Origin of the sequence: Bradyrhizobium guangxiense (genome assembly GCF_004114915.1) — a bacterium.
GTDB lineage: Bacteria > Pseudomonadota > Alphaproteobacteria > Rhizobiales > Xanthobacteraceae > Bradyrhizobium > Bradyrhizobium guangxiense.
In genome coordinates this window covers 114,469-129,244 of sequence record NZ_CP022219.1, presented here as the reverse complement: position 1 = coordinate 129,244, position 14,776 = coordinate 114,469, and the positions used below count along the sequence as shown (strand labels likewise).

At 65.9% G+C, this 14,776-nt stretch carries 12 protein-coding genes and 1 pseudogene; 7 read left to right on the top strand and 6 right to left on the bottom strand.

Annotated elements, in window-relative coordinates:
• The first annotated feature begins 16 nt into the window (after nt 1–16).
• Both X268_RS00580 and X268_RS00575 read left to right on the top strand, forming a co-directional pair.
• Nucleotides 17–583, top strand: coding sequence for a YidB family protein (locus X268_RS00580; protein ID WP_128923127.1), 567 nt, complete (start codon nt 17–19; stop codon nt 581–583).
• A gap of 42 nt (nt 584–625) precedes the next feature.
• Nucleotides 626–898, top strand: a complete 273-nt coding sequence (locus X268_RS00575) for a GlsB/YeaQ/YmgE family stress response membrane protein (protein ID WP_172786583.1) — start codon at nt 626–628, stop codon at nt 896–898.
• 201 nt (nt 899–1,099) lie between these two features.
• On the opposite strand, the gene X268_RS00570 is transcribed toward X268_RS00575, so the two are convergent.
• Complete coding sequence (locus tag X268_RS00570) at nt 1,100–1,885, bottom strand: SDR family NAD(P)-dependent oxidoreductase (protein ID WP_128923126.1); 786 nt, start codon at nt 1,883–1,885, stop codon at nt 1,100–1,102.
• Between the two features lie 249 nt (nt 1,886–2,134).
• Here X268_RS00570 and X268_RS00565 point away from each other — a divergent pair, with 249 nt between their 5' ends.
• From X268_RS00565 to X268_RS00555, 3 genes are read left to right on the top strand one after another with little or no spacing between them, the layout of a single operon-like run.
• On the top strand, nt 2,135–3,199 hold the full coding sequence (locus X268_RS00565; protein WP_128923125.1) for an acyl-CoA dehydrogenase family protein: 1,065 nt from the start codon (nt 2,135–2,137) through the stop codon (nt 3,197–3,199).
• A gap of 14 nt (nt 3,200–3,213) precedes the next feature.
• A complete protein-coding gene (locus X268_RS00560) occupies nt 3,214–4,374 on the top strand; it encodes an acyl-CoA dehydrogenase family protein (RefSeq protein WP_128923124.1) in 1,161 nt (386 codons plus the stop codon).
• A 15-nt stretch (nt 4,375–4,389) separates the two neighbouring features.
• A complete protein-coding gene (locus X268_RS00555) occupies nt 4,390–5,208 on the top strand; it encodes an enoyl-CoA hydratase/isomerase family protein (RefSeq protein WP_128923123.1) in 819 nt (272 codons plus the stop codon).
• A gap of 181 nt (nt 5,209–5,389) precedes the next feature.
• Here X268_RS00555 and X268_RS40665 read toward each other — a convergent pair.
• The 4 genes and pseudogenes from X268_RS40665 to X268_RS00535 form a co-directional block, all read right to left on the bottom strand.
• Nucleotides 5,390–7,404 (bottom strand): annotated as a pseudogene (locus X268_RS40665) (acetate--CoA ligase family protein).
• Nucleotides 7,405–7,680: 276 nt separating this feature from the next.
• Nucleotides 7,681–8,427, bottom strand: coding sequence for a VOC family protein (locus X268_RS00545; protein ID WP_164937451.1), 747 nt, complete (start codon nt 8,425–8,427; stop codon nt 7,681–7,683).
• A gap of 2 nt (nt 8,428–8,429) precedes the next feature.
• Nucleotides 8,430–9,218: an enoyl-CoA hydratase gene (locus X268_RS00540; RefSeq protein ID WP_128923121.1), complete on the bottom strand. Its 789-nt coding sequence runs from the start codon at nt 9,216–9,218 to the stop codon at nt 8,430–8,432.
• 154 nt (nt 9,219–9,372) lie between these two features.
• Nucleotides 9,373–10,578 (bottom strand): ABC transporter substrate-binding protein, encoded by a 1,206-nt coding sequence (locus X268_RS00535; protein ID WP_128923120.1) that lies wholly within the window; start codon nt 10,576–10,578, stop codon nt 9,373–9,375.
• 285 nt (nt 10,579–10,863) lie between these two features.
• On the opposite strand from X268_RS00535, the gene X268_RS00530 reads away from it, so the two are divergent.
• The gene (locus X268_RS00530) at nt 10,864–11,715 is read left to right on the top strand and encodes a thermonuclease family protein (protein ID WP_128929102.1); all 852 of its coding nucleotides are present in this window, start codon (nt 10,864–10,866) and stop codon (nt 11,713–11,715) included.
• Nucleotides 11,716–11,750: 35 nt separating this feature from the next.
• Entirely contained in the window at nt 11,751–13,241 is a 1,491-nt protein-coding gene (locus X268_RS00525; RefSeq protein WP_128923119.1) for a M48 family metalloprotease, read from the top strand.
• A 169-nt stretch (nt 13,242–13,410) separates the two neighbouring features.
• On the opposite strand, the gene X268_RS00520 is transcribed toward X268_RS00525, so the two are convergent.
• The gene (locus X268_RS00520; RefSeq protein ID WP_128923118.1) at nt 13,411–14,745 is read right to left on the bottom strand and encodes an MFS transporter; all 1,335 of its coding nucleotides are present in this window, start codon (nt 14,743–14,745) and stop codon (nt 13,411–13,413) included.
• Between the last annotated feature and the right edge of the window lie 31 nt (nt 14,746–14,776).

Genomic DNA, 14,776 nt, shown 5'->3' with positions numbered 1-14,776 from the left:
GCCAAAGGAGAGCACCATGGGTCTACTCGACGTCCTCAACGGCATGCAGAACGGCCCGCGCGGCCCCAGCGCGCCGAGCTCCGAGAAATCCTCCGGCGGCATGTCGCCGATGACCATGGCGCTGCTCGGCCTGCTCGCCTGGAAGGCGTTCAAGCACATGACCGCAAGCCAGTCCGGGACGGCGCCGCAACCGTCGCCGACGCCGGCCCCTCCGCCGGTGAATGCCGGCGCGGGCGGCGGGCTAGGCGACATCCTCAAGGGCGGTCTCGGCGGCCTGCTCGCGGGCGGCGCGGCCGGCACCGTGCTCAGCGGCGGTCTCGGCGATCTCCTCAATCAGCTCCAGCAGGGCGGCCACGGCGACGCCGCGAATTCCTGGGTCGGCAAGGGCGAAAACAAGCCGATCGCGCCGGGCGATCTCGCCAGCGCCCTCGGCGCCGACCAGATCGAGAGCCTGTCCGCCCAGAGCGGCCTGTCGCGCGAGGAGCTGCTCAATGGCCTCAGCCAATACCTGCCGCAGGTGGTCGACCATTTGACGCCGGACGGACGGCTGCCGACCGAGAACGAGATCTCGGGCAGAATCTAGTCGGACCTTGAGCGGCACGCTTTCGGGAAGGGGAGCACAGTCATGAGCATGGGCGGCCTGTTGTGGATCATCGTCGTCGGCTTCATTGCCGGCCTCATCGCGCGCTGGCTCGCGCCGGGGCCGAACAATCCGAGCGGCTTCATCCTCACCACCATCCTCGGCATCGCCGGCGCGTTTCTGGCCACCTTCGTCGGCCAGGCCATCGGCCATTACAGCCCCGACCAGGGCGCCGGCTTCATCACCGCAACCATCGGCGCGGTGGTGGTGCTGTTCATCTGGCACCGGCTGGTGGCAAGCGGCGTGATCAAGGGGTGATCACACTCGGTGTCGTCCCGGACAAGCGTGCCCTAAGCGCGCGCCGCTCCGGGACCCATAGCCACAGGGAGCGGTTTGGCGAAGACTCGGAGTGATCAGAGGCGCGCAGCAACTCCTCCCTGTGGTTATGGATCCCCGCGTTCGCGGGGATGACGCCTGTGTTGGCCGCACCATTAGAGCGTCACAGCGACAAGACACCCATCACGTAATCAAATGCATCCCTGCATCCATGCGCACGACCTCGCCGGTCATGTTGCTGGAGGCCGGCATCGCCAGGAAGCAGACGAGCTGGGCAATGTCGCTCGCGGTTGACGCGACCTTGAGCGGCACCTTCGCCACCACGCTGTCGCGCACCTGCTTTGCCTGCGCCTCGCCGCGCCCCTTGGTGAACCAGGGCGTGTCGATATAGCCGGGGCACACGGTGTTGACGCGGATCAGCGGCGCCAGCGCGCGCGACAGCGACAGCGTCATGGTGTTGAGCGCGCCCTTGCTGGCGGCGTAGGCGATCGACGAGCCGACGCCGCTGATGCCTGCGACCGACGACACATTCACGACCGCCGCCGGCCGCCCCGAGGCCTTCGCGGCGGCTTCGAGCAGGCTGCGCGCCGCGCGCACCATCTGGAACGGGCCGATGGTGTTGACGCCATAGAGCCGCTGGAAGTCTTCAGCCGACAAGCCGTCGAGATCGGCGTGGGCGACATGCTTGGTGGTGCCGGCATTGTTGACCAGGATATCGACCCGGCCCCAGCCGCTGGCGGCGGCGACAATCTTGCGGCAATCATCGTCCTTTGAAACGTCGCCCTGCACGACCAGCACCTCTGCGGCACCGGCCTTGCGGCAGACCTCAGCCGTGGCCTCGGCCTCCTTCTGGCTCGACGAATAATTGATGACGAGCCGCGCTCCGCTGCGTGCGAGAATTTCCGCCGTCGCAGCGCCAAGGCCGGAGGCCGACCCCGTCACGATTGCGCACAGATTGTCCTTGGCCATCCTGATGTCCTTCCCCGTGGCTCTGATCTTCCGCGCCTTGTTTAGCGAGTTTGCCGCGCCCTGCAAATCGAGCAAACTCCGCTAAGCGGAATTAACCTCCCGTCGGCCCTTGCGCCCATGCCCGCGCCGCAGGTTGACCTGCGATCAACGCTTGTCAGGGCCATGGCTTTTTCGGATCATCGGGCGCAAGAAGAGCCGCGCGCCGATCGAGCTGACGGGACGCGCCAACGGTAAGACACGGGGAACGCTGTGGCGGAGAGTGACAACATCGTCGTCGAGACCGCGGAGAAGATCTTCGCCGATCTCGCCGATCCGCAAACCATCAACAACGACAAGAAGGGTGCATGGCAGGCGCCGCTGTGGCAGGCGCTGAGCGAGGCCGGCCTGCCATTGTCCTGGGTGCCCGATGATCTCGGCGGCTCGGGCGCAAGCCTTGCCGACGGGTTTGCGCTGCTGAACGCCGCCGGCCGCTTCGCCGTCGCGGTTCCCCTCGCCGAGACCATGCTGGCCGGCTGGCTGCTGGCGCAGGCGAAGATCGCTTCGCCCGAGGGCGAGATGACGGTGCTGCCGGCGAGCCCGAAAGACCGTATCACCCTCGATGCCGACGGGTTACTCTCCGGCCGCACCCGCGGCGTACCCTTCGCGAAGACGGCAAAGCATTTTGCGGTGCTGGCGCGCGGCAAGGACGGTGTCTCCGTCGCCCTGGTCGACGCCGCCAAGGCGCGGATCGAGGCCGGCCTCAATGTCGGCTACGACCACAGCGACACCGTGACGCTCGACAAGGTCCAGCCCGTTGCGCTCAAGGCCGCGCCGAAGGGCCTGGACCAGACCACGATGATGCTGATGGGCGGCGTTGCGCGCAGCCTGCAGATCGCGGGCGCGCTGGAATCGATGCTCGACATCTCCGTGCGCTACTCCAACGAACGCGTCGCCTTCGAGAAGAAGATCTCGAAATTCCAGGCTGTGCAGCACAACCTCGCGCGCCTCGCCGGCGAATCCGCCGCGGCGCTCGCGGCCGCGACCTCGGCGGCTGACGCCATCGCGAGCGCCAGGGCGTTCGACGACGAGGTCTATCTCGAAGCGGCCTCCGCAAAGATCCGCTGCGCGGAAGCCGCGGAGAAAGGCGGCGCCATCGCCCACCAGGTGCACGGCGCGATCGGCTTCACCATGGAGCACATCTTGCACCGCTACTCGCTGCGGGCGCTGGCCTGGCGCGACGATTTCGGCTCGGAGAGTCATTGGGCCGTCGAGCTCGGCAAGCTGGTCGCAAACCGCGGCGCCGACGAATTGTGGCCCCTCGTGGCGTCGCGCTGATCGGGAGAGAACACATGACCGCTGCCCTTCGTTTCGATCCGATCCGCCTGCCCGAAAAGTGCGAGCAATTGCGCAAGGAAGTGCGCGCCTTCCTCGCCGAGGAAATCGCCGCCGGCACCTTCGATCCGCACAAGCCCAACCGCGAGGACACCGACGCGCCGGAATTTTCCCGCCGGGTCGGCGCCAAGGGCTGGCTCGGCATGACCTGGCCGAAGAAATATGGCGGCCCGGAGCGCTCCTTCCTGGAACGCTACGTGGTAACCGAGGAGATGCGCGTCGCCAACGCGCCGACGCGGCGCTTCTTCGTCGCCGACCGCCAGAGCGGACCGGTGCTGCTGAAATACGCACCTGAACACATCAAGATGGAGATCCTGCCGCGGATCTGCCGCGGCGAGATCTGCTTTGCCATCGGCATGAGCGAGCCGAATTCCGGCTCCGACCTGTTCGCCGCGAAGACGCGCGCGACCAAGACCGACGGCGGCTATCTCATCAACGGCACCAAGATCTGGACCTCGTCGGCGCATATCGCCGACTACATGATCGCGATCTTCCGGACCTCGCCGCCCACCAAGGAAAACCGCCGCCACGGCCTGACCCAGTTCCTGGTCAAGATGAAGCAGCCGGGCATCAAGGTGAACCCGATCGGCCAGATCACCGGACAGTACGAGTTCAACGAGGTCGTCTTCACCGACTTCTTCGTGCCCGATGACCACGTGCTCGGCGAGGTCGACGGCGCCTGGAAGCAGGCGACGAGCGAGCTCGCTTACGAGCGATCCGGGCCAGAACGTTTCCTCGAGACCTATTACGTGCTGACCGAGCTGGTGCGCGCGGTGGGCCCGAACCCGGACACGCGCAGCGCCGAAGGCATCGGCCGCCTGGTGGCGCAGCTCCACACCATGCGGCGCATGTCGGTCTCGGTGGCCGGCATGCTCGAGGCCGGCAAGGAGCCGGTGGTCGAGGCCTCCATCGTCAAGGACATTGGCACGGTCTGGGAGCAGCAGCTTCCGCACCGCGTTCGCGATCTCGCCGCGTTCGTCGAGGAAACCGCGACCAATCGCGAGACCCTGGAGCGGCAGCTCGATTTCGCCATCAAGACCGCGCCGAAACTCACCATCCAGGGCGGCACCACCGAGGTGCTGCGCGGCATCATCGCCCGCGGATTGGGCCTGCGTTAAACTTTCGAGGACATCATGAGCACTTACACAGATATCGGCGTCGAGAAGGTCGGACACGTCGGCTCAATCGAAATCCGCCGCCCGCCGCTGAACTTCTTCGACATCTCGCTGATCAACCAGATCGCGGACGCGCTCGACGAGTTCGACCGCGACATCGAGATCCGCAGCTCCGTTCTCTCGGCGCAGGGCAAGGCGTTCTGCGCTGGCGCCAATTTCGGCGACCCGGCCCGGCAGGCGCAGGAAGCGCGCGAGGCCGAGCGAGCCAAGAAGGGCGATCCCGCCGACAATCTCGGACCGATCAACCATCTCTATATCCAGGCCGTGCGCATCTTCCGCGCCAAGAAGCCGATCGTTGCCGCCGTGCAGGGCGCGGCCATCGGCGGCGGCCTCGGCCTTGCGGTCTCCGCCGATTTCCGCGTCACCTGCCCGGAGGCTCGCTTCTCCGCGAACTTCACCAAGCTCGGCTTCCACCCCGGCTTCGGCCTGACCGTGACGCTGCCCGAGCTGATCGGCAAGAACAACGCCGAGCTGATGTTCTACACCAGCCGCCGCGTCACCGGCGAAGAGGCCTACAAATGGGGCCTCGCCAACGAGCTGGTGCCGCAGGACCAGGTGAAGTCAGCCGCGATGAAGCTCGCCGGCGAGATCGCCGAGTGCTCGCCCCTCGGCCTGCTCTCCACCCGCGCCACGATGCGCAACGACCTCGCCGACCGGGTGATGGCTGCCACCAACCACGAGCTCGCCGAACAGACCAAGCTGCGCGCGACGGAAGATTTTAGGGAAGGCGTGAAGGCCACGGAAGAGCGGCGCGTGGCGAACTTTAAGGGACGATAGTAACCATATCGCCCCGGCGGCGCTGCATTCTCCGCTGTCGTCCCTGCGAAAGCAGGCACCCACCAGGGAGAAGCTGTAGCGCGAGCTGGTCACTCCAAGTCTTCGCCAAAGTACTCCCTGTGGGCATGGGTCCCGGATCTGCGCTTCGCTTGTCCGGGACGACAGTGGTGGTTGTGGTTCGCTATTTCCGCCGCACCACCAGCGCATCCACGATCGTGACGCCCTGCCCTTCGCCGTGCACCAGCACGGGATTGAGCTCGATCTCCGCGATCTGCCGCGCCGCGAGCACCGAAATATCCGCAATCAACTGCGCCAGCGCCGCAACATCGGCCTTCGCAGCCCCACGAAACCCATTCAGCAGCGGCGCCGCTTTCAAGCCCGCCAGCATCGCGCCGGCCTCTTCCGCGCTCACCGGCGCGGGACGATAGACGACGTCGCGGAACAGCTCCGTCGTGATGCCACCGAGGCCCACCATCACCATGGGGCCGAACGTCTCGTCCGTCATCGTGCCGACGATGATCTCGACCCCCTTCTTCGCCATCGGGCCGACCAGCACGCCCTGGATCTCCGCCTCCGGCCGATGCTTGCGCGCATTGTTGTGCAAAGCCTCGAACGCCAGGAACGCCTCGCCCTTGGTGGTGATGTTGACGCGGACGCCGCCGACCTCGCTCTTGTGCGCGATATCGGGCGACTGGATTTTCATCACCAGCGGAAAGCCGGCACGGGCGACGGCGTCGTCGAGCCCGGCCTTGTCCGTCACCAACACTTCGTCCGGCAACGCAATGCCGGCGGCACGCAGCAGCGCCTTGCTGTCGGCCTCGGACAGAGACGGTGATTTCAGATGCGCGGAGAGATCGCGCGGCGGCAGCCGCGCCTCGTCCGCAGACTTCGGCAGGCTGAACCTCGCGTAATCGACCAGCCGCCGCATCGCGACGCCGACATGGGTGAGGCCCGAGAGCACCACGACACCGGATTTGGCGAGCTCGCGCCGCGCGAAGTCGGACGGCACCGTGTAGGAATAGAACACCACCGGCTTGTGCTGGGCTGCCAGCACCGGCCGCAACTCTTCCTCCCTAAACGGCTTTCGTACCTCGCTCGACAGCGACAGCACCACCAGAACGGCGTCGACCTCGTCGGAGGCGGTGAGCACGTCGACGCTTTTCTGCAAACCGCCTGACGTCACGCCCTGTGCGGTGACGTCGATCGGGTTGCGCGCAGTGCCGTAGGATGGCATCAACGCCTTGATGCCCGCCTGGATCGGCTCGGACAGCTCCGGCACCTGCAAGCCTTGCAATGCCACGGCATCCGCACCCCAGATGCCGGCGCCGCCCGACACCGTCACCACGGCAACCCGGTCGCCTCTCGGCAGCGGATTGCTGGCAAGTACCGCCGCGATCGTCAGCGCTTCGTCGAGGTCGTTGGAGACGATGAAGCCGTATTTCGCGAACACCGCATCATAGGCCGCCGACCAGCCCGCCATGCTCGCGGTATGCGAGGCCGCGGCGCGTTGACCTGCGCCGGAGCGGCCGACCTTGGTGACGATGACGGGCTTCTTGAGCTCTGCGGCGCGCCGGGCGGCGGCAAGAAACTGTCGACGTCGCGAATGCCCTCGATGAACAGCAGGATCACGTCGGTCGAGGGATCCTGCACCATGTAATCCAGGAACTCGCCTGCTCCCAGATCAGCCTCATTGCCGGCGCTGACGACATAGCTCACGGCGATTCCGAGTGCCTTGGCGCGATGGTAGTAGGCAAAGCCGATGCCGCCGCTTTGCGCGACGATGCCGATCCGCTTGGTCGTGGCAACGAACGGCACGACATCGGGCTTGACGTCCACGGCCGGGCTGAACGTCGCCGCCACGCGCTGCACCTGGCTGAAGAAGCCTTCGGCGTTCGGACCGGAGATTCGCATGCCGGTGCGCTTCGCCAGCGCCGCGATCGCATCCTGCATCGCCGCGCTGTCGCCGCCCTCCTCGGCAAAGCCGGAGGAGATGATCACCGCGTTCTTGACGCCCGCGACCGCGCACTGCTCGAGCGCGGCGAGAACCGCGCGCGCGGGAATGATGACGACGGCGAGGTCGATCGGCGCGCCGATCTCCGCGATCGATTTGTAGCAGGCGAGCCCATCGATGTCGGTGTAGTTCGGGTTCACCGGGTAGATCTTGCCGGGATACTCGTTCCTGCGCAGCATCGACAGCAGCCGACCCGGGATCTTCTCGTGATCGCGCGAAGCCCCGATCAGCGCGATGCTGGCCGGGGCGAAGAAGCTGTCGAGCGGATGCGGCATGTTAAGCCTCTCCTCGTCCTGGTCGAGCCGCCGCACTCTTTCAAACCGTCATCCTGAGGTGCGAGGCGTCGGGCGCAAAGCGCCCGATGGGGAGTCTCGAAGGATGAACGGCCCGCCTGTGGCCGTCGCCCTTCGAGGCTCGCCGAAGAGGCGAGCACCTCAGGGTGACGGATCACTACGAGGGAATCAACCGACGCGAAACGTTACACCACCTAACAAGAACTCGTTCCCCGCCACCGCATGCCCCTTCGCCTTGGCCGCATGCAGCACGCGCGCCACGTCGGTCACCCGAAACTCCAGCGCGCTCATGATCTCGCTCGCGCCCGTCACGAAGCGGAAGGTTGCATTGGGCAGCCTCAGCTCGGAGTCGCGAGCCGCAACCCCGATGATCTTGCCCCAATGCTCCGCCAGACCGTGCGGATCCGGGCTCTGCATCTCGACCGCCGTCAGTGCCTGCGTCACGTCTTTGCGGATAGACTTCTGCCAGTCCGGCCCCGCCGGCGGATAAGGCCCAAGAAGGTCATCGCTGCCTTCAGTGTGGTTGAACTCGATGAAGGCGGCCCGGCAGTCGCGGGGGTGGAGCTGCACGCCGTGGTAGGGCGCGTGGTCGATGACGTTGGCGGTGCGCACGCCCATGGCATTCGCGTGGCGGCCGCGCTCGTCGGGATCGTCGCAGCAGAAGATCGCCATATAGCCGCCGCGGCCGCCGGTCTTGTCGATGAAGCGGCCGGCCGTGGTGCCGTCCTTGAACGGGGCGACCACCTCCAGCAAAATGGAGCCGACCGGGAGCAGCGCGTTCTCCAGGCCGTATTTCGCGACATTGCCGTCGCGGTAGCAGACGGAAAGGCCCATGATCTCCGCGATGTCGGAGATGACGGGCGCGAGCTGCGGCGCGACGAGGCAGATCTGCCGCAAGCGCAGATAGGGCGCCATGGTCATGCGCCCCTGAAGGTCGGCTTGCGCTTCTCCACGAAGGCCCTGGCGGCCTCCTTGTGATCCTCGGTGTCGCCGCAGCGGGTGTGGTGGATCGCCTCGCCGTCGAAGCAATCCTCCAGCGCCAGATGCTCGGCATTGTTGATGTTGCGCTTGATGAAGCCGAGCGCGATCGACGGCCCTTGCGCCAGCGACAGTGCAAGCTCATGCGCGGCGGCGTCGATCTCGGCGTCGGGCACGACCTTGGTCACCATGCCGATCGCATGGGCTTCCCTCGCCGTGAGCACCGGCGACATCAGATAGAGCTCGCGCGCCCGCGCGCTGCCGAGCAGCTGGGTCAGGAAATAGGTGCCGCCGTAGTCGCCGGAGAAGCCGACCTTGGCGAAGGCGGTGGTGATCTTGCAGGATTCGGATGCGATGCGCAGGTCGCAGGACAGTGCCATCGACAGGCCGGCGCCGGCCGCGGCGCCGTCGAGCTGCGCCACCACGGGCTTCGGCATCTGGTGCAGGATGCGCGAGACCTCCATGCCGCGGCGGAGGTTTGCGAGCTTCTGCTCGAACGGCAGCGGCGCGCGGCCGGCCGCCATCGACTTGACGTCGCCGCCGACGCAGAACGAGCCGCCGGCGCCCTTGAACAGCACCGCCCGCACCTCGGGATCATCGGCCGCGCGCCGCGCCGCTTCGACCAGCCCGGCGACCATGTCCGGATTGAGCGCGTTCTTCCGCTCCGGACGGTTCATGGTGATGGTGAGCAGCCCGCCTTCGAGCTTTTGCAGGACCATGTCGTTCATGGGGCGTCTCCCTTGTTGTTATTTTGCTCCGTCATTCCGGGGCGCGCCGCTTGGCGCGAACCCGGAATCCATTCGTCCACCGTCACTGCCGCCCGATGGATCCCGGGTTGTCGCTTCGCGAGCCCCGGGATGACGGCGTCACTTCGTTACGCCGTCACTTCTTCACCAGCGGGCAGCGCGATTGCTCCAGCGACTGGAACGCTTCGCTGCCGGGCACGGTGGCGAGCAGCTTGTAGTCGTCCCAGCGGCCCTTCGATTCCGACGGCTTCTTCACCTCGAACAAATACATGTCGTGGATCATGCGGCCGTCCTCGCGGATCTTGCCACCCTTGGCAAAGAAGTCGTTGATCGGCGTTTCCTTCATCATCTTCATGACGGCGGCAGCGTCGGTGGTGCCGGCCGCCTTCACCGCCTTCAGGTAATGCGTGACGGAGGAGTAGACGCCGGCCTGCGCCGAGGTCGGCGGCCGCTTCACGCGCTCCTGAAAGCGCTTGGAGAAAGCGCGCGTCTCGTCGTTCATGTCCCAATAGAACGCTTCCGCCAGCAACAGCCCCTGCGCGGTCTCGAGGCCAATCGAGTCGATGTCGGTGACGAAGGCGAGCAGCGGCGAGACTTTCTGGCCGCCCTTGGTGATGCCGAACTCGGCCGCCTGCTTGATGGCGTTGACGGTGTCGCCGCCGGCATTCGCAAGCCCGATCACCTTGGCCTTGGAGGCCTGGGCCTGCAGCAGGAACGAGGAGAAGTCCGAGGTGTTGAGCGGATGGCGCACGCTGCCGAGCACCTTGCCGCCGGTCTTGGTGACGACGGCGCTGGTGTCCTTTTCCAGATCCTGGCCGAAGGCGTAGTCGGCAGTGAGGAAGAACCAGCTGTCGAGGCCTGTCTTCACGGCCGCAAGGCCGGTCACGTTGGCTTGGCCGTAGGTGTCGAACACGTAATGGATGGTGTAGGGACCGCAGGCCTCGTTGGTGAGACGGATCGAGCCGGGGCCGTTGAACATGATGATCTTGTTGCGCGCCTTCGCGATCTCGCCGGCCGCAAGCGCGGTCGCGGAGGCCGCGACGTCGTAGATCATCTCGACGCCCTGATTGTCGAGCATGTCGCGGGCGATGTTGCCGGAGAGATCGGCCTTGTTTTGATGGTCGGCCGCGAGCACCTGGATCTTGCGCCCCAGCACTTCGCCGCCAAAATCTTCCACGGCCATCTTGGCCGCGGTCTCGCTGCCGGGACCGGTGATGTCGGCATAGAGGCTCGACATGTCGAGGATGCCGCCGATCTTGAGAGGTGGCTTGTCCTGGGCCTGCGCTGCGCTCGCACCGAGGGCAAACGCGGCGGCAAAAATGCCCGACAGAATGTGCTTCATCGAAAAGACCTCCCTTTAACGCCTGTCTCTGATGGCGGCTTGGTTATTGCTCTTGGCAATCGTTATTGGCAATCGCTGTTGCCGCAATCATGCCGCATGCGCAAGAGCGCAGCAAGCGCGAGGCGCATATGATGGCCGCGCATGTTTTCCGCAAAGCGGAATGGTGAGAGGCGCTGGATTTTTCCGCGTCATTGCAAGCCAACGGGTCCGCGCAAAGCGCGGCCCGATGACAGGCTCCGCGAAGCAATCCAGATTCTTTCCGCGTGGGAGTCTGGATCGCTGGCAATGACGGAGCATGAGGAAGCCTCTTCGCCTCACACATCGTTTGAGTTAAGATCGAGACACAACGCAACCTCTCCGGGTCACGTGACGCGACTGCTTCACCTCGTCGTCCTATGTCTTCTCGTCGCGGCTGACACCGCGCTCGCGACACCGTGCCAGTTCGAAGCGCAAGGCGAGGGCCGCGTTGCGGCCATCGTCGACGCGCGCAGCATCCGTCTCGACGACGGCCGCGAGATCCGTCTGATCGGAATCGAAGCGACGGCATCCACCAAGCAGGCGTTAGCATCGCTGCTCGCCGGTCGCGACGTCACGCTCCGCGCCAGCGACGACACACCCGACCGCTATGGCCGCCAGGGCGCGCTGGTCTTCGTCGGCGAAAGCGATAGCTCCGTACAGGCCATGCTGCTCGCCGAGGGTAATGCCCTGGTTTCCGCCGAGATCACCGACAAGGACTGCGCGGCCGCTCTGATGGCGTCGGAAGCTGCAGCGCGGCGCCAAAAAAAGGGCAGTTGGGCTGACCCGTCGGCCATAAAAAACGCGGAAAGTCCGGACGATATTTTGGCGGGGATCGGGCGTTTTGTGGTGGTCGAGGGTAAAGTCCTGTCGGTCCGGCAAGCTGGGGCAATGACCTACCTCAACTTCGGGCGGAACTGGACACGTGGCTTTGCCGCGACTATTTCAAAGCGCACGCTACCGGCGTTCGAAAGCGCCGGCATCACCCTTAAGTCCTTGGAAAACAAACGTATTCGTGTCCGGGGCTGGGTCGAGGACAATACGGGACCGCGGATCGAGGTGCGGCTCGTGGGGCAGGTCGAGTTGCTGGGCGCAAACGAGCCGACAGGGGGACGGCCCTGACAAGGGCCAGGCACGGGTTAAGCGACGTGAATGGGGTGCTAGAGAGGCACGTACGGACTGAATGCCGCCGCCTGCGGGCTGCGCCGGCCGTGCTGTGCCTCGTGCTGGGCACGACGCTCGCGGGCTGCGGCGACATGGGCCGGTTCCAGACCGCGACCGCCCCGCCGGCCGTCGCCATGCCCAAGCCGAAGCCGGCCGTCGCGCAGCCCCCCGCCACCGAGAAGGAGCACGAGCGCATCCTGGCGAGCTATGGCGGCACTTATGACGATCCCAGGCTCGAATCGCTCGTCAGCAAGACCGTCGACCGGCTCGTCGCGGCTTCGGACCGTCCCGACCAGGGCTACAAGGTCACCATCCTCAATTCCGGCGCGGTGAACGCCTTCGCGCTGCCGAACGGCCAGCTCTACGTCACGCGCGGCCTGCTTGCGCTCGCCAGCGACACCTCGGAATTGTCCTCCGTGCTCAGCCACGAGATGGCGCATGTGCTGTCCAAGCATGCCGCGATGCGCGAGGACCAGGCGCGCCAGGCCGCGATCGTCACCCGCGTCGTCACCGACATGAGCAACGATCCCGATCTCACCGCACTCGCGCTGGCCAAGACCAAGCTCACCATGGCGAGCTTTTCGCGCAAGCAGGAGCTCGAGGCCGACGGCATCGGCGTCGGCATCTCCGCCAAGGCGCATTTCGATCCTTACGGCGCGGCCCGCTTTCTTTCCACCATGGAGCGCAATGCCGAGCTCAAGGCCGGCAGGAGCTCGCTCGATCCGCGCGCGCAGGATTTCACCTCGTCGCATCCAGCCACCCCGGAGCGCGTGCAGAACGCGCAGAATATCGCGCGCCAATACACGGCGCCTGAAGGCGCCGAGCGCGACCGCGAGAGCTATCTCGCCGCGATCGACAATCTCGTTTACGGCGAGGACCCCAGCGAAGGTTTCGTGCGCGGCCGCCGTTTCCTGCATCCGAAGCTTGGCTTCACCTTCCAGGCGCCGGACAATTTCACGCTCGACAACACCGCCCAGGCGGTGATCGGCGTGCGCGAGGGCGGCGCCCAGGCGATGCGTTTCGACGTGGTGCGCGTCCCGGCCGAGCAGTCGCTCGGCGACTATCTCAATTCCGGCTGGATGGAGGGCGTCGAGAAGGCGTCGACCGAAGACCTCACCATCAACGGCTTCCCGGCCGCGTCCGCCACCGCCAAGGGCGACCAGTGGCAGTTCAAGGTCTATGCGCTGCGCTTCGGCAGCGACGTCTACCGCTTCATCTTCGCGACACGGCAGAAATCGACCGAGAGCGAGCGCAACGCGCGCGAGACCGTGAATTCGTTCCGCCGCCTGACGCTGGACGAGATCCAGGCCGCCCGTCCGCTGCGGATCAAGGTCATCACCGTGCAGCCCGGTGACACCGTGGAGTCGCTGTCCCACCGCATGGCCGGCGTCGATCACCCCGCCGAGCGTTTTCGCGTGCTCAACGGCCTCGATCGCACCGCGCAGGTGAAGGTACGCGATCGCGTGAAGATCGTTGCGGATTGACGTGCGCTAAGCGCACGTCATCCCGGGGGGCGCTTAGCGCGAACCCGGGATCTGGAGCCCACAAACTCCGCCGCCGTAGCGTGTTCACCAACGCCTTATCTTAATCGCTGAGGCATGGTGGGCACGGCGCTATGCGCCTTTGCCCACCCTCTAAAGCTGCGGCTTGAGCTTATGAGCTGGAGCCCGCGTCCATGTCGCCGGCCTCGCGCTGGCCGCTGAGCCAGAGCGCCAGCAGGGTCCAGAACGCGCCCGATAGCAGATACGCACCCGAGGCGATGACGCCGAGATTGGTGGCGAGCAGCAGCGCGACCAGCGGCGCGAAGCCCGCGCCGAACAGCCAGGCCATGTCCGAGGTCAGCGCCGAGGCGGTGTAGCGGTAGGCCTGCCGGAAATTCGAGGCGATCGCGCCGGAGGACTGGCCGAAGGACAGGCCGAGCAGGATGAAGCCGATCACCATGTAGATGGTCTCGCCGAACGCGCCGGCATCGAGCAGCTGCGGGGCAAAGCCGCTATAGATCGCGATCGCGATCGCCGATCCCATCAGCAGCGATTTGCGCCCGACGCGGTCGGCGATGATGCCGGAGACCACGATCGCGCCGACGCCGAACACCGCGGCGACGATCTCGATGATCAGGAAGCGCACCGGGCTTTCGCGGGTGAACAGGAACACCCAGGACAGCGGAAACACCGTGACCATATGGAACAGCGCGAAGCTCGCCAGTGGCGCGAATGCGCCCAGCATGATGTTCTGGCCTTCGCGCGCGACGGTCTCGGAGATGCGCGAGGGCTGCAATTCGCGGGTCTCGAACAGCGAGGCATATTCCTCCGTCGTCACCATGCGCAGGCGCGCGAACAGCGCCACGACGTTGATGGCAAACGCAACGAAGAACGGATAGCGCCAGCCCCAGTCGAAGAAATCATCGGCCGAGAGGTTGCCGGCGAAATAGGCGAACAGCGCGCTCGCCACGATCAGCCCGAGTGGGGCGCCGAGCTGCGGCACCATCGCGTACCAGCCGCGCTTGGACGGCGGCGCGTTCAGCGCCAGCAGCGAAGCCATGCCGTCCCAGGCGCCGCCCCAGGCCAGACCCTGCGCGATGCGCGCCAGCGCCAGCAGCCAGACCGCCGCGACGCCGATCTCGTGATAGCCGGGCAGGAACGCCAGCGCGACGGTGGCGGTGCCGAGCAGGAACAGCGCCGAGACCAGCTTGGCCGCCTTGCCGTATTCCCGGTCGATCGTCATGAAAATGACGGTGCCGAGCGGCCGGGCCATGAAGGCCAGCGCGAAGACCATGAAGGAATAAAGGGTGCCGGTCAACTCGCTCGCGAAGGGAAACACCAGGCGCGGAAACACGATCACAGAGGCGATCGCGAAGACGAAGAAGTCGAAGAATTCCGAGGTGCGGCCGATGATGACGCCGATGGCAATCTCGCCGGGACTGGCCTGGTCGTGGCCGTGCTCGCCCGAGTGGAGGTCTGCCATTGCGGGGGTCTGTGCCGTCGCCATTCGTGCGCCCTTAACGTCCTGAAAACCAAAG

Excerpts from the sequence above, each read along its gene's own strand:
- X268_RS00580 (WP_128923127.1), top strand. The coding sequence starts at position 17 with ATGGGTCTACTCGACGTCCTCAACGGCATGCAGAACGGCCCGCGCGGC.
- X268_RS00575 (WP_172786583.1), top strand. The coding sequence starts at position 626 with ATGAGCATGGGCGGCCTGTTGTGGATCATCGTCGTCGGCTTCATTGCC.
- X268_RS00570 (WP_128923126.1), bottom strand. The coding sequence starts at position 1,885 with ATGGCCAAGGACAATCTGTGCGCAATCGTGACGGGGTCGGCCTCCGGC.
- X268_RS00560 (WP_128923124.1), top strand. The coding sequence starts at position 3,214 with ATGACCGCTGCCCTTCGTTTCGATCCGATCCGCCTGCCCGAAAAGTGC.
- X268_RS00555 (WP_128923123.1), top strand. The coding sequence starts at position 4,390 with ATGAGCACTTACACAGATATCGGCGTCGAGAAGGTCGGACACGTCGGC.
- X268_RS00545 (WP_164937451.1), bottom strand. The coding sequence starts at position 8,427 with ATGGCGCCCTATCTGCGCTTGCGGCAGATCTGCCTCGTCGCGCCGCAG.
- X268_RS00540 (WP_128923121.1), bottom strand. The coding sequence starts at position 9,218 with ATGAACGACATGGTCCTGCAAAAGCTCGAAGGCGGGCTGCTCACCATC.
- X268_RS00535 (WP_128923120.1), bottom strand. The coding sequence starts at position 10,578 with ATGAAGCACATTCTGTCGGGCATTTTTGCCGCCGCGTTTGCCCTCGGT.
- X268_RS00530 (WP_128929102.1), top strand. The coding sequence starts at position 10,864 with ATGACGGAGCATGAGGAAGCCTCTTCGCCTCACACATCGTTTGAGTTA.
- X268_RS00520 (WP_128923118.1), bottom strand. The coding sequence starts at position 14,745 with ATGGCGACGGCACAGACCCCCGCAATGGCAGACCTCCACTCGGGCGAG.